11 protein-coding genes and 2 pseudogenes are annotated in these 14,019 nt (G+C 70.8%); 4 read left to right on the plus strand and 9 right to left on the minus strand.

Annotated features, from left to right (window positions below):
- Positions 1-30: 30 nt before the first annotated feature.
- Entirely contained in the window at positions 31-870 is an 840-nt protein-coding gene (locus tag ABZ865_RS33035; protein WP_361238638.1) for a chitosanase, read from the minus strand.
- Positions 871-1,296: 426 nt separating this feature from the next.
- Positions 1,297-1,484, minus strand: a pseudogene (locus ABZ865_RS33040) (MFS transporter); the annotation flags it as partial.
- Between the two features lie 253 nt (positions 1,485-1,737).
- Here ABZ865_RS33040 and mgrA point away from each other — a divergent pair.
- From mgrA to ABZ865_RS33055, 3 genes and pseudogenes are all read left to right on the plus strand, one after another.
- Positions 1,738-2,784, plus strand: coding sequence for an L-glyceraldehyde 3-phosphate reductase (gene mgrA / locus ABZ865_RS33045; protein WP_361238641.1), 1,047 nt, complete (start codon positions 1,738-1,740; stop codon positions 2,782-2,784).
- 115 nt (positions 2,785-2,899) lie between these two features.
- Positions 2,900-3,082: a hypothetical protein gene (locus ABZ865_RS33050; RefSeq protein WP_361238644.1), complete on the plus strand. Its 183-nt coding sequence runs from the start codon at positions 2,900-2,902 to the stop codon at positions 3,080-3,082.
- 98 nt (positions 3,083-3,180) lie between these two features.
- Positions 3,181-3,467: pseudogene (locus tag ABZ865_RS33055) on the plus strand (sphingomyelin phosphodiesterase); the annotation flags it as partial.
- 104 nt (positions 3,468-3,571) lie between these two features.
- Here the strand turns inward: ABZ865_RS33055 and ABZ865_RS33060 are convergent.
- From ABZ865_RS33060 to ABZ865_RS33085, 6 genes are all read right to left on the minus strand, one after another.
- The gene (locus tag ABZ865_RS33060; RefSeq protein WP_361238647.1) at positions 3,572-5,392 is read right to left on the minus strand and encodes an MFS transporter; all 1,821 of its coding nucleotides are present in this window, start codon (positions 5,390-5,392) and stop codon (positions 3,572-3,574) included.
- 53 nt (positions 5,393-5,445) lie between these two features.
- A complete protein-coding gene (locus ABZ865_RS33065) occupies positions 5,446-5,922 on the minus strand; it encodes a MarR family transcriptional regulator (RefSeq protein ID WP_361238650.1) in 477 nt (158 codons plus the stop codon).
- 78 nt (positions 5,923-6,000) lie between these two features.
- Positions 6,001-7,134, minus strand: coding sequence for an MASE1 domain-containing protein (locus ABZ865_RS33070; protein WP_361238653.1), 1,134 nt, complete (start codon positions 7,132-7,134; stop codon positions 6,001-6,003).
- 96 nt (positions 7,135-7,230) lie between these two features.
- Positions 7,231-8,061, minus strand: coding sequence for a PP2C family protein-serine/threonine phosphatase (locus ABZ865_RS33075; protein WP_361238656.1), 831 nt, complete (start codon positions 8,059-8,061; stop codon positions 7,231-7,233).
- A 117-nt stretch (positions 8,062-8,178) separates the two neighbouring features.
- A complete protein-coding gene (locus tag ABZ865_RS33080; protein ID WP_361238659.1) occupies positions 8,179-8,871 on the minus strand; it encodes an alpha/beta hydrolase in 693 nt (230 codons plus the stop codon).
- Positions 8,872-8,940: 69 nt separating this feature from the next.
- Positions 8,941-10,152 carry a hypothetical protein gene (locus ABZ865_RS33085; RefSeq protein WP_361238662.1) on the minus strand — a complete coding sequence of 404 codons (1,212 nt, stop codon included), beginning with the start codon at positions 10,150-10,152 and terminating at the stop codon, positions 8,941-8,943.
- 246 nt (positions 10,153-10,398) lie between these two features.
- Here ABZ865_RS33085 and ABZ865_RS33090 point away from each other — a divergent pair, with 246 nt between their 5' ends.
- Complete coding sequence (locus tag ABZ865_RS33090) at positions 10,399-11,844, plus strand: glyceraldehyde-3-phosphate dehydrogenase (RefSeq protein WP_361238665.1); 1,446 nt, start codon at positions 10,399-10,401, stop codon at positions 11,842-11,844.
- A 90-nt stretch (positions 11,845-11,934) separates the two neighbouring features.
- Here ABZ865_RS33090 and ABZ865_RS33095 read toward each other — a convergent pair whose 3' ends face one another.
- Complete coding sequence (locus ABZ865_RS33095) at positions 11,935-13,872, minus strand: collagenase (RefSeq protein ID WP_361238668.1); 1,938 nt, start codon at positions 13,870-13,872, stop codon at positions 11,935-11,937.
- Positions 13,873-14,019: the final 147 nt, after the last annotated feature.

The raw sequence follows: 14,019 nt of genomic DNA on the forward strand, positions 1-14,019 counted from the left end.
AGGAGATCGGGGCCGTCTGGGTGGGGCTGCTCAGCCGATGTGGTAGCTGTCGCCGTACACCTTCCAGTCCAGCGGGGTGTTCAGGTCGAGGTTGCCCTTGCGCAGGAAGACCCGCTGTTCGGTGTCGACCCTGCTGGTGTCGCTGTGGGCCTCCTCCTGCTTCATGGCCCACACCCGGGCGTCGAGGAACGCGTTGAGGTACGTCGTCTCGTTGCCGCCCTGGGCCGGCGGCTTGGCGGTGCGCAGGGCCCGCTTGCGGATGTTGCGGAAGCTGGTGGGGTCGTCGCCGTCGCCGTGCATGACGAGGGCGTCGTAGTAGGCGAACTGGCCCAGCGCGCGCAGGCCGTCCGCCTTGCCCTGGGCGACCGCCGGGTTGAAGTAGACGCGGTCGCGCTCGTCGTTCTGCGCCTGCTGGAAGGCGGTGTCCTGGGCGGCCTTGCGCCAGTCCCTGGGGTAGTTGGGGTCCAGTCCGTCGTGCGAGTCGGTGCCGTTGACCCGGCGCAGGGCCGGCAGGTACTTGGCGAGGACGTTGCCGGGCTTGCGGTCGGCGTAGAGCTGGACGAGGTCGAGCATGTCGCCGGTGCCGGAGCAGAAGCCGATGATGCCGGCGGTGTAGCCGCGTCCGTCGCCGATGTCCTCGATGTACTTGTACTGGGCCTTCCAGTCGAGCGAGGAGTTCTCCGCGCTCGAGACCAGTTTCATGGCGATCTCCTTCTTCGCCGGGTCGTCGAGGCCCGGCGCGGCCAGCGGTGTCGCGAGGGCGCGCTGGGTTCCGAGCAGCGCGCCGGTGGCGACGGCGCCGAGCACGGCGACGACGGTCCGGCGGGAGACGGTGGCGGGTCCTGCTGTGTCGCGGTCTGCGTGCACCACGTGAACTCCAAATCGAGGCGGGGGGTGGGGAGTTGGGCATGCGTTGCACTGGTAGGAAAGTTTCCTATCAAATGTAGAGGCATGCCGGTAACCCGGTCCGCGTGAAATTCGTAGGATCGAACGACTGGCTCTGGCCCCGGTGGCACCCCCTCACCCGGCTCCACCCGCCCCCGCGACAGCCGCCCGGCCTGCTCAGCCGCGGCTCAGCCGTGGTGCGGCACCTGCCGGAATGCCCGCTCCTGCTCCCGCGCGAGCGTGTACAGCTCCTTCGAGACGGTGATCAGTTCACGCCGCTCCTCGCGCGAACCGACCATCGGCTGCGAGCCCTTGAGCGGCACCTGCGCGCTCTCGGGAAGGAACCTGACCGGTCAGCAGGCCGATGGCGCCCGCCAGCATCAGGTAGTACGCGGGCATCAGGTCGTCGCCGGTGGCGGCGAGGTAGCTGTACACCCCGAAGTCGAACCACTCCATGCAGTTGCCGAGCGCGGAGGCGCCGACGGCACGCCGGAGCAGCGGGGCTCGACGACCTGGACGTCGTCCTTGCCGAAGGCGCGCCGGCCCTGGCGGAGCCGGTCGGTCAGCTCCTCGCGCACCTGGCGTGGCAGCCGCGCCAGGCTTGCGGGACCCCGGGCCGATGTCGGCCCCGCTGTCGTCCGTCCGACGCACCGCTCGCGAGCGCCTCCCTTTCCACGCGCTCACCGGTCACCGACTGCCCGCTCGGCGACTGCCCGCTCGGCCGATTCAGAAACAGAACCGCACAATCCCATCCGGGACGGCGGTTGGACTTGGGCGGCGCGCGGGCGCAGGGTGGATGGGCCCCGTCCGCACACGGAGGGGCGACATCTACCGCACCCGGAGAAAGACCCGATGAACCACGTCGCGGACCCTGAGCGCTACAACGGCACCATGCGTTACCGGCGCACCGGCCGCTCGGGGCTGGACCTGCCCGTCCTGTCCCTGGGCTACTGGCACAACTTCGGCGACGACCGCCCCTTCGAGACCCAGCGCGCGATCGCGCTGCGCGCCTTCGACCTCGGCATCACCCACCACGACCTGGCCAACAACTACGGCCCGCCGTACGGCTCGGCCGAGATCAACTTCGGCCGGCTGCTGAAGCAGGACCTCGCGCCGTACCGCGACGAGCTGGTGATCTCCACCAAGGCGGGCTGGGACATGTGGCCGGGCCCCTACGGGCAGGGCGGCGGCTCCCGGAAGTACGTGCTGGCCTCGCTGGACCAGTCGCTGCGCCGGATGGGCGTGGACTACGTCGACATCTTCTACTCCCACCGGCTGGACGCGACCACGCCGCTGGAGGAGACGATGGGCGCGCTCGACACGGCCGTCCGCCAGGGCAAGGCCCTGTACGTCGGCATCTCGTCCTACGACGCCGAGCGCACCCGGCAGGCGGCCGCCATCCTGCGCGAGCTGGGCACCCCGCTGCTGATCCACCAGCCGTCGTACAGCATGCTCAACCGCTGGATCGAGACGGACGGCCTGCTGGACACGGCCGAGGAGGAGGGCTTCGGCGTCATCGGCTTCACCGCGCTGGCCCAGGGCCTGCTGACCGGCCGCTATCTCGACGGCATCCCCGAGGACTCGCGGGCGGCGCGGGGCACCTCGCTCGACGCGGCCTGGCTCACCGAGGACATGCGGGGCCGGCTGCGCGCCCTGAACGACATCGCGGCCCGGCGCGGGCAGTCGCTGGCCCAGATGGCGCTGGCCTGGGCCCTGCGCGACGAGCGGGTCACCTCGCTGGTCCTCGGCGCCTCCCGCGTCGAGCAGCTGGAGCAGAACGTGGCGGCACTCGAGAACCTCGACTTCAGCGCCGAGGAGCTGGCCGAGATCGACAAGTACGCCACCGACGGCGGCGTCGACCTGTGGCGGGACGCCCGGCTGGGGAACCTGGGCGGCTGAGCCTGGCACTCAGTGACACCGACTCTAGACATAAGGAACAAATCAGACATAATTAAGGGCACCGAACCGCCGCATTTCCTGCGATCTCGCCGCGATTCCTAGGACCCCCCACCACATGGCCTACGGAGCCCAGCACAGCCCCTTCTCCAATCCCCACCCCGACCTGAGGCTCGCCCGTGACTGCGACCACTGTCTGGGCTGGGGAACCGTGGTGACCCGTGACGGGACCCACGAGCTGTGTCGCACCTGCCAGCCCGAGCCGGACCTCGGCACGGACGGCTACGGCTTCTGGCGCTAGGCGGCCGCGGCCCCGCCCGCCGGCCGCCCCGCAGCCCCCTGACCGGCCGACCTGTCCGGCCGGCCAGGGGCCCGGCCTCCGGAGTCCAGCGTTTCCCCGGCACGCACGCGCAGTCCACGGACCCCGGGTGCGGCGCGGGCGAGGCGGCGGCGATGCGCAGTCGGCAGTTCAAGGCCATCGACGCCTTCCTGGACGCCAAGAACATCCCGACGGACGAGGAAGTGCTGGTCGCCGGTGACTCGCGCAGCCCCGAGTACGCCTCGATGCTCGCCGACGCCGGCCTGGTCGGGGCCGACGCGCGCACCGGGCACCCGTACTCCTTCGACACCCAGGAGAACTCCATCGCCCGCTACCGGTACCCAGCGACCCGCGCGAGGACCTGGACACGAACCTCTCGGACCATTGCCCGCTGACGTCGTACGCCCGCTGACGTCGCACGCCCGATAAGTCGTACCCCCGGTGACCCGGGCCGCGTGCGGCGTCCTTCCCTCAGGAGGAGGGCGCCGTGCGCTGCTCCGGACGCCCGGCCGTGGCGTGGTCCGGGCCGTCCTTCGGCGGTGCCTCGTCGCCGCGCTCGTGGCCGCCCCGCAGGGCGGAGGCCAGCGCGGCCACCAGGGCCATGGCGGCGGCGACACCGAAGACGACGGACAGCCCGTCGTGGAACGGCCCGGAGACCAGCTCGGGGAAGAAGGCGTGCCCGGTCAGGGTGGCACGCTGCCCCGCGGTCAGATGGTCGAGGGTGCCGCTCGCGCCGAGCAGATGCCCAATAGGGTTGTCGCCCAGGAACGTCGCGAAGAGGGTGCTGACCGGCGGGAGCGCGGCCGCCTCGTGGGCGGTCCCGGCCGGCACGCCGTGCGCCTGGAGTCCGTCGCTGAGCGTCGACGGCAGCGAGGCGGCGAGTCCGGACACCATCAGGGAGAAGAAGACGCCGATGGACAGGGCCGTGCCCGAGTTCTGGAAGGTGGAGCGCATCCCGGAGGCCACGCCCCGGTACCGGGCCGGCACGCTGCCCATCACGGACGAGGTGTTGGGCGCGGAGAACATGCCCTGACCGAGCCCGTTGAGCAGGAGCAGCGCGGCGAAGGCGCCGTAGTCGAAGTTCACCGGCAGGGCGAGCAGGCCGAGGAAGGAACCGGCGACCACGAGCAGGCCGGTCGTGGAGAACAGCCGGGCGCCGAACCGGTCGGACAGATAGCCGGAGACGGGCCCGGCGATCAGGAAGCCGAGGGTCAGCGGCAGCATGAAGATGCCGGCCCACAGCGGGGTGTCCTCGAAGTCGTAGCCGTGCAGCGGCAGCCAGATGCCCTGCAGCCAGATGATCAGCATGAACTGCAGCCCGCCCCGGGCGATCGCGGTGAGCAGGGCGGCCAGGTTGCCCGCGGCGAAGGCCCGCACCCGGAACAGCGACAGCCGGAACATCGGCTCGGCGACCCGGGTCTCCACCACACAGAACGCCACCAGGAGGAGCACGCCGCCGATCAGGCCGGTCAGCACCCACGGGTTGGTCCAGCCGGTGGGGTGGCCGCCGTAGGGCTGGATGCCGTAGGTGATCCCGGCGAGCAGGATGCCGGCGCCGGTGGCGAAGGTGATGTTGCCGAGCCAGTCGACTCGGCCGCGTCCGCCGGCGGCGGTCTCCCGCAGGCTCAGATACGACCAGACGGTGCCGATGACACTGATCGGGACGCTCACCCAGAACACCGCCCGCCAGTGGACGGCGGCCAGCAGACCGCCGGCGAGCAGACCGAGGAACTGCCCGGCGAGCGCGGTGATCTGGTTGACGCCGAGCGCCATGCCCCGCTGCCGGGCCGGGAAGGCGTCGGTGAGGATGGCGGCCGAGTTGGCGGTGAGCATGGAGCCGCCGAAGGCCTGCACCACCCGCCAGAGGATCAGCCAGAGGGCGCCCGCGCCGGCCCGGAACGGGTCGAGGGACAGCGCGACCGAGGCGCAGGCGAAGACCAGGAAGCCGAGGTTGTAGATGCGGACCCGGCCGAACATGTCCCCGAGTCGGCCGAGGACGACGACCAGCACGGCCGAGACCAGCAGATAGCCGAGGATCATCCACAGCAGATAGCCGATGTTGCCCGCCGCGAGGGGGTCCAGGCCGATGCCCCGGAAGATCGCCGGCAGGGAGATGATCACGATGGAGGCGTCCATCGTAGCGATCAGCACGCCGAGCGTGGTGTTGGACAGCGCCACCCACTTGTAGCCGGGGCCCGGTGGCGTGTCGCGGTGCCGGGCGGAGCGGGCGACCAGCCACGCGCGCGCTCCACCCGTGACGTGTGTTCCGCTCGTGGCCTGTGTTCCGCCCATGACGGGTGTTCCGCCTGTGGACGGGGTGCCCGCCCGGTCGGGCGTCGGTCCGCTCACAGCCGTTCCGCCAGTCGGTCGAGGAGAGGCAGCGCGGCACGCAGTGCCTCGCGCTCCCGCGGGGTGAACTCGTCGAGGGCGTGGACGAGCCGGGCGACGGATTCGGAGCGGCGCTCCTCCAGCACGGCCCGGCCCTCGTCGGTGACCGACACGATGGCCCGTCGTCCGTCGGCCGTGTCGGGGGCACGGCTGACCAGCCCGCGCTGTTCGAGGGCGGCGAGGGTGGTGGCCATCGCCTGTGGCCGCACCCGCTCCAGTTCGGCGAGCGAACCCGGCGAGTCCGGTCCGCCGGCGGCCAGCCGGTTCAGCACCGAGACGCCGGAGAGGCTGAGGTCTCCCACCGCGTGTGCCTGGCGCAGCCGGCGCACGATCCGGCCCATCGCCAGCCGCAGGGCGGCCGCGAGCGGCGCGGTGTCCTGCGTCGGGGGCCCGGCGGAAGGGGTGCCGTCTTCGATGATGCGGTCCGTTCCCATGGCTAGTAACGATAGATTTATCAGTCTGGACTGTTCAACCAGGATTAAGCAATCCGCCTGGGGGTGCGGCGGTGTGGCCTACGTCGGACCCGGGCTGGCCTCCGGACCGGACTGGTCGCCGGTCCCCGGTTGGTCATCGGTACGGGGTCGGGGTTGGTCGAAGGGCCACGGTGTGCCCTCAGGCCCCGGGACGCCCCCGGGCCCCGGCCCGGCCTCGGCACCCGACGGCGGCCGGGGCGGCGGCCGGGGCGGCGGGGTCTCGCCCGCGGTGAGATGTTCGAGGACCTCGACCAGTTCCTGGCAGGCCTTCTCGACCGAGCGCCGGGTGTTGCGCTGTTCGATGATCACCGCGGACAGCAGCAGCGCGGTCAGTGCCATCGTGCCGTTGAAGGCCTGAAGTTTCGCCATGACCTCTATTCGGGTCAGCCCGTGGAAGGCTCCGGCGCCGTCCGTGGCGGCGACGGTGGCCAGCACGGACGTCACCAGCGCGCAGAGCATGCTGCCCACCAGCTCGAAGCGCAGCGCGGCCCAGATGATGAGCGGGTAGACGAGGAACGCCAGGCTGAGCGAGCTGTAGATGGCCAGCGGGATGACGCCACCGGCGGCCACGGCGAGCGCGGCGGCCTCCTTCCAGCGCGTCAGGGGCGGCGCCCGGCGTGCCGTGTACAGCAGGAGCAGGAACGGGGTGACGAGCAGGACGCCCATCGCGTCGCCCACCCACCAGGCCAGCCAGATCGGCCAGAAGCTGTGCGCGGGCATCTTGCCGGTGAGGACGAGAAGACCGACGCCGACGGTCGTGCTGATCAGCATGGCGCCCAGCGCGCCCAGGAACACCAGGGCGAGGCCGTCGCGCAGGCGCCTGAGGTCGGTGTGGAAACGGGCCCTGCGCAGCAGCACCGCCGCGCACACGGGGGCGAGCGTGTTGCCGGCCATGAACCCGAGCACGTCGGGGCCGGGGGTGAGGGTGATGGACAGGATGATGAACAACGCGCCGAGCGTGATGCCGGGCCAGCAGCCGAGTCCGAGGATCAGCAGGGCGGCGACGGCGACGCCGCTCGGCGGCCAGATGGGGGTGACCACGGCGCCCTCGACGACGAGGCTGCGCATGAGTCCGAGCCGCCCCGCCGCGAAGTAGCAGGCGGTGACGGCCAGGACGCGGAGGACATAGCCACCCGGCCGACGCAGACCCTGGACACCCACCACAGCAGCCATCTCACACCGGTGGCTCCCCGGCGGCGAGGCGAGAGCGGGTCCGCTCCCGCTCTATGGCTGAACCCGCGGTCCGGACGCCGGCCACCCGCCCGGCCGCTACGGCTGGGCGTCCGGCTCGTCGTGGCCCACGACGAGGACGGCGGCGTCGTCCTCGTGGCCCACGTTCTCGGCACCCTTGATCACGGCCGCCGCCAGCGCGTGGGCCTCCAGACCCGCGACGGCGGCGATGCCCGCGAGCCGCACCACCTGGTCGAGGCCCTCGTCGACGCTCATCGAGGGGCCCTCCACCACGCCGTCGGTGAGCAGGACGAACACGCCGCCCGTGGTGAGCCGGTGCCGGGTCACCGCGTACTCCATGCCCGCCTGGATGCCGAGCGGCGGCCCTCCCTCGTCGTCGACGATGCCGGACTTGCCGTCCGCCGTGGCCCAGACGAAGGGGATGTGTCCGGCCCGCGCGCTCTCCAGTACCCCCGTGGCCGGGTCGAGCCGCAGGAACGTGCAGGTGGCGAACAGCTCGCTGCCCAGGGACAACAGCAGGTCGTTCGTCCGGGCGAGGAGTTCACCAGGCTCACTGGTGACGGTGGCCAGGGCGCGCAGTCCGGCCCGGACCTGGCCCATGAAGGCGGCGGCCTCGATGTTGTGGCCCTGCACGTCGCCGATGCACAGCCCGATCCGGCCGTCGGGCAGCGCGAAGGCGTCGTACCAGTCACCGCCGACGTTGAGGCCGTAGCAGGCCGGCGCGTACCGCACCGCCAGACGGAGACCGGGCAGGCTGGGCAGGTCCCGGGGCAGCATGCCGCGTTGCAGCGCGATGGCCAGCTCGACCTGGCTGCGCTGCAGCTCCGCGCGCTCGCGTGCCTGGGCGGTGAGCGATCCGAGTCTGGTCAGCAGCTCGTCGCCGTCGTCCGTGGAGCGCTTGCGGGGCATCGATCACTTCCGGTTCGGCGTGACCCTCTGGGGCAAACGCCATGATTTTACCTTTTCCGGTGATCCCTCCCCCGAGTGAAGATCACGCGCCACGGCGACACGGGGAGGGAGTGCCGGTCAGGTCCATCCGTCCAGCGCCGCCATGAAACCCTCGAAGTCGTTCCGGTACAGGGTGTGTCCGACCCCCGGAACCGTGCGCACCTCGAAGCCCCGCCGGGTCAACTCGCCCGCCATGTCCGGCGGGACGAGGGTACTGGGGTCGGCCCGCAGCACCAGGGAGGGCACCTTCGCTCGCGCCGGTGTGCGGCTGACGGCGTAGATGTCGGGCAGGGCCTGGGCCGTCGCGGGATCCCAGGCGGCGAGGGTGGCCAACTCGATGTCCACGTCGGCCTGTTCCCAGCACGGGTTGAAGCCCGCGATCGCCGAGCGGGGCGCGTGCTTGGCGTCGATGAAGGTGCGGGCGACCAGGTCGGCGTCCGCCCGCAGTTCCCAGGCGGGGTCGCAGTAGACGGCCCGGGCCGGCGCCAGCCGATCGACGGCCAGGGACAGCGCCATGGCGCCGAGCGAGTGCCCGATCGCCAGCTCGGGCCCCTTGGGCAGGGTCTCCACCAGGTCGTCGGCCCAGACCTCGGCGCCGTACTCCCCCCGGCCGCTCGCACCGTGTCCGCGCAAGTCCACCGCGACGACGCGATACCCCTGGTCCGCGAGGGCCGGCGCGACCCGCCGCCAGGTCCTGTGGTCGGACATGATCCCGTGCACCAGGACGGCGACGCGGTCTCCGGTCCCCCACTCTCGGGTGTGCAGCTTCATCGACACGCCTCTCTCGTGCAGAACTTCGGTCTCACCACGATCCGGGTGGATCTTTTAATTGAACTGACGTCACAGCGGCGAGTGGGCCACCACCGTCACATACGCCCCGTACAGCACGGACACGACGGCCAGGGCGCCGCCGACGAGCAGCGCATGCGCGGGCCGGACCCGCCAGGTGCGGACCAGGGCTCGGGCTGGCGGGATGAGCAGGGGGAAGGCCGGGAGCAGGAAGCGCGGCTTGGACGAGAAGGAGCCGGAGCCGCCGACCACGAGCAGCACCAGGACCCCGGCGAAGACCACCAGGGCCAGCGGGGCGCGGTCCAGGCAGAGCAGCCCGAACAGCACCAGTCCGAGTACGACGACCAGCAGCGCCATCGGGTACACGAAGCCGCCGCCGTACCGGAACAGCGCCCCCAGGAACCGCACGGCGCCCGCACCGAAGTCGAAGCGCGAGTCCCAGGCGCTCTGCACCTTGAAGTAGCCGCCGAGCAGGTCACCGGTCCGCCAGCCCACCCACAGCACATAGCCGAGCCAGCCCAGCGGGGCGACGAGCGCGCCCACCCACAGCCCCGCCGGCACCCGGCCGCGCCGGCGCAGCACCTCGTGCGCGGCGGCGACCCCGACGGCGACCGCGACGGCGAAACCGGTCGGCCGGGCCAGGCCCGCCAGCGCGGCCAGCGAACCGGCCCACACCCAGCGCCGCTTGAGCACGCAGTACAGGGACCAGGCGGCCAGGGCGGCGAACAGGGACTCGGTGTAGGCGATGGTCAGCTCGACGGCGTGCGGCAGGACGGCCCACAGGGCGACCAGGGCGGTGGCGGTGGCGCGGCCGTACAGGTGGTGGCCGATGACGTAGATGCCGTACGCCGCCACGATCGCGGCGCTCCAGGCGATGAGGATGCCGGCCTGGCCGGGCGTGACGAAGGGGAGGACGGTCGTGAGGGCGCGGACGAGACCGGGATAGAGCGGGAAGAACGCCCAGTCGGTCTGCACCGCGCCGGCCTGACTGATCCAGATGAGCCGGCCGTAGCCGTGCGTGGCGATGTGCAGATACCAGCGCGAGTCCCAGGAGTGGGCCAGGCTCCGGGTCAGCGGATGTCCGCCGAGGTGGCTGGCCACCATCACGGCGAGGACACCGGCCAGCCGCACGGCCGCGAACAGCGCGAGTGCGAGTGGGGCGCCGTGCGGTGTGTGGCCCCGGCGGACGCGGGACAGCGCGGGGCGGAGGGGGAAACGGGAGGGGGTGGCCGACTCGGGCCGGGGTACGGAAGACGTGCTCACGCTCAGACCTTGGGCAGGCCGACACGGCCGGACCAAGCGCGACCCGGGTTTCTTACGGTCTTCCACCCTGATTCAGGAACGGGGACAACCGGATTCAGGAAAAGCCCCTACCTGACGCACCATCAACCAACCTGCCCCGCAAAACGGGACAAGACGGGATGCCCCCACCCCCCTTACAGCCCTCCGAAGAGATCAACGTAGGGTGTGGTTACCATATGAGCGCTGCCTAGCTCGAAAGATAGATCTGTGACTGTCAACGACGACTCGTTCACCAACTGGATGCACCGCGAGGAAATCGCGGAGTCGATGATCCCGCTCATCGGGAAGCTGCACCGCGAGCGGGACGTGACCGTCCTGCTGCACAGCCGCTCCCTGGTGAACAAGTCGGTGGTCAGCATCCTGAAGACGCACCGCTTCGCCCGGCAGATCGCCGGCGAGGAGCTGTCGGTCACCGAGACCATGCCGTTCCTTCAGGCCCTCACCACCCTGGACCTCGGGCCCTCCCAGATCGACCTCGGCATGCTCGCCGCCACCTACAAGGCCGACGACCGCGGCCTGAGCGTGGAGCAGTTCACCGCCGAGGCCGTCGCCGGTGCCACCGGTGCCAACAAGATCGAGCGCCGCGAGCCCCGCGACGTCGTCCTCTACGGCTTCGGCCGCATCGGCCGCCTCGTCGCCCGGCTCCTGGTCGAGAAGGCCGGCTCCGGCAACGGCCTGCGGCTGCGCGCCATCGTCGTGCGCGGCGGCGGCGACCAGGACATCGTCAAGCGCGCCTCGCTGCTGCGCCGCGACTCCATCCACGGCCAGTTCAACGGCACGATCACCGTGGACGAGGACACCAACACGATCATTGCCAACGGCAACGCGATCAAGGTGATCTACGCGGACGACCCGACGTCCGTGGACTACACCGAGTACGGCATCCGGGACGCCATCCTCATCGACAACACCGGCAAGTGGCGCGACCGCGAAGGCCTGTCCAAGCACCTGCGCCCCGGTATCGACAAGGTCGTCCTGACCGCCCCGGGCAAGGGCGACGTCCCCAACATCGTGCACGGCGTCAACCACGACACCATCAAGCCGGACGAGCAGATCCTGTCCTGCGCCTCCTGCACCACCAACGCGATCGTCCCGCCGCTGAAGGCGATGGACGACGAGTACGGCGTGCTGCGCGGCCACGTGGAGACCGTCCACTCGTTCACCAACGACCAGAACCTGCTGGACAACTACCACAAGTCCGAGCGCCGTGGCCGCTCCGCGCCGCTCAACATGGTGATCACCGAGACCGGTGCGGCCTCCGCCGTCGCCAAGGCCCTGCCCGACCTCAAGGCGAAGATCAGCGGCAGCTCGATCCGCGTCCCGGTGCCGGACGTGTCGATCGCGATCCTCAACCTCCAGCTGGCCCGTGAGACCACCCGCGAGGAGGTCCACGACTACCTGCGCGAGGTGTCGCTGACCTCGCCGCTCAAGCGCCAGATCGACTTCATCACGGCGCCCGACGCGGTCTCCAGCGACTTCATCGGCTCGCGCCACGCCTCGATCGTGGACGCCGGCGCCCTGAAGGTCGACGGCGACAACGCGATCCTCTACCTCTGGTACGACAACGAGTTCGGCTACTCCTGCCAGGTCGTCCGGGTCGTCCAGCACGTCTCGGGCGTGGAGTACCCGACCTACCCGGCGACGGCGGTCTGACGCCGGGGGCCCGCGTGACACGTGCGGCCGCCGACCGGGTTCCGGTCGGCGGCCGCTGCGTTCGCCCGCGTTGCGTTCGCCCGCGTTCGGTCAGGCCGCGGCGGGCCTGGCGCAGGCGCCTGCGGCACACGCCGTGAGCCACTGGTCGAAGTCGGCGTCGTAGCGGGTGCCGATGCCGTCGTGGTAGACGGCGTAACCGCCGGCGTAGTCACCGACACGGAAGCGGGCGAGCATGCGCCCGACGTCGTCGGGGTGCTTCTCGATCATGTAGCGCACCGCGAGGTAACCCCAGGGGTAGGTGCGGGTGACGTCGCTGTTGTCGTAGGTGTTCTCGAACAGGGTGCTGAGCCGGTACGTGTGCTTGGCCGCCTCCTGGACCGCCTGGTCGTCGGCCAGGCCCCGGTAGCTGTAGGAGACGTACTCGGCGATTCCCTCGATCCACCACACGTCGGGCACCGAGATCTGCTGCCCGAAGTCGCCCTTCATGTCGTCGCGGCCGTCGAGGAAGTGCGTGTACTCGTGGTTGAGGTTCCAGATCCGGGCCACGAAGCCGTCGTCGTAGTTCTTCTGATACATGATCGACGTGACCTGGTTGGCCGGGTCGGACGGGTTGCCGTTCAGCGTCATGCCGCCGTTGTCGGTGCTGATGCCGTAGATCGGTCCGGCGTAGGTCTGGTAGTCGGTGCGGCCGGCGAAGACCACGAGCTGGATCGTGGACACGTACTGGCCGGGTATCGCGCTGTCGGCGCCGACCACGCCGCGGAAGTAGGCGCTCTGGTTCAGCACGCTCGCGCAGGCGGCGTCGAGGTCGGCGGGGGTCAGGGACTGGGCGCGGATGGTGACGTTGGCGTCGCAGTGCCGGGTGATCGGCAGGACGGCCCTGGTGAGTTTGGCCGGCAGGTCGCAGACGTCGTAGTACGCGCAGTCGGCGCTGTCGTAGTAGTTCGCCTGCGTGGCCACGGCGACCCACAGTCCGGCCGTGGGTCCGGTGATCGCGGTCCGGTCCAGCAGGTCCTTCGCCAACGGCGCGGCGACATCCCGCAGTTCGGGATGCTCGACGTAACGGGCCACGTTCATCCCGGCGTTGGAGTCCAGGAAGGCCAGGCTGGTGCCGAGCTGGTCGGTGTTGGCGAGCGCGAAGTCGTACAGGGTGTCGATGATGCGCGGGTCGGCTTCGACCGCCCGCACGTACGCAGGGTTCCAGTTGCCGCGCCACAGCGGGGTGTAGACGTCGTTGACGGCCCTGACCATGCTGTCGATCGCGTCGTAGGAGCTGTCGTAGTCGCCCAGCAGCCGCCGGTAGACGTACAGGTAACGGCCCTGCTGGTCGGCGCTGTCGGTGAGGATGACGGTCTCTCCGAGGATGTCGCCGTTGGCGGCCGTGACGTCCCGGGAGTGCGAGCGGGCGAAGAAGGCGTCCAGGCCACTCGTGGTGGCGGTGGTGAGCCGGGAGGTGTACGGGCCCACGTCCCCGGGGTGGTTGAACTGGACGTAGTAGCCGGCGCGCAGGAACAACACCAGTTGGAGGAGGCCGGCCGCATTGTCGCCCTGGTACCGCGCCGCCGTGCGGGTGAAGGCGTTGGCCACGGTGAGCATCTGTGCCTGGCGGAAGACGGCGTGCGCGTCCTGGCCGGTGACCGAGAAGAGGGTGTTCACGCAGTCCGTGGAGGAGGCCGTCACGTACGAGACGAGCGCGGATCCGGTACGGCTGCCGAAGTCGGCCGGGGTGCAGGAGGCGGCCTTCCCGACGGTGTGCGGCGCGGATGCCCTGCCGTGCGTGAAAGTCGGTATCTGGGGCGGGAGTTGGGCGGGGCTGAGCCGGTGCGCCTGGGTCGCGGGATGCTCGGTGGCATCGGTGGTCGGGCCGGTGGGCGGGGGCGCGGGGGTGTGCCTGCCGGGTGCGGTGGCGGCCGTGCCGGCCTGGGGCCTGGCCGATGCCGATGCCGGTGTCGACAGCAGGCCGGCCACGGTGACGCAGACGGCGGCGGCGCCGGCCAGACTTCTGGGCAGCGCGAGGCGATAGCGCATCTGGAGTCCTCCAGGAAGGTATGCGCCTCTGTGGGGTGTGAGGCGTAGGGGGACTGTCTCAGCGCTCACCCACGGCCAACAATGGCGTGTGACATAGCACATGGCACCACGTGGCCATAACATCACTGTCCGCATGCGCCGGTGGCG

The organism is Streptomyces sp. NPDC047085 (assembly GCF_040643735.1).
In the GTDB taxonomy this organism is placed as follows: domain Bacteria; phylum Actinomycetota; class Actinomycetes; order Streptomycetales; family Streptomycetaceae; genus Streptomyces.

What these genes read in the sequence shown, in the direction of transcription:
- mgrA (WP_361238641.1), top strand. Translation starts at nt 1,738, where the DNA reads ATGAACCACGTCGCGGACCCTGAGCGCTACAACGGCACCATGCGTTAC.
- ABZ865_RS33050 (WP_361238644.1), top strand. Translation starts at nt 2,900, where the DNA reads ATGGCCTACGGAGCCCAGCACAGCCCCTTCTCCAATCCCCACCCCGAC.
- ABZ865_RS33060 (WP_361238647.1), bottom strand. Translation starts at nt 5,392, where the DNA reads ATGGGCGGAACACAGGCCACGAGCGGAACACACGTCACGGGTGGAGCG.
- ABZ865_RS33065 (WP_361238650.1), bottom strand. Translation starts at nt 5,922, where the DNA reads ATGGGAACGGACCGCATCATCGAAGACGGCACCCCTTCCGCCGGGCCC.
- ABZ865_RS33070 (WP_361238653.1), bottom strand. Translation starts at nt 7,134, where the DNA reads ATGGCTGCTGTGGTGGGTGTCCAGGGTCTGCGTCGGCCGGGTGGCTAT.
- ABZ865_RS33075 (WP_361238656.1), bottom strand. Translation starts at nt 8,061, where the DNA reads ATGCCCCGCAAGCGCTCCACGGACGACGGCGACGAGCTGCTGACCAGA.
- ABZ865_RS33080 (WP_361238659.1), bottom strand. Translation starts at nt 8,871, where the DNA reads ATGAAGCTGCACACCCGAGAGTGGGGGACCGGAGACCGCGTCGCCGTC.
- ABZ865_RS33095 (WP_361238668.1), bottom strand. Translation starts at nt 13,872, where the DNA reads ATGCGCTATCGCCTCGCGCTGCCCAGAAGTCTGGCCGGCGCCGCCGCC.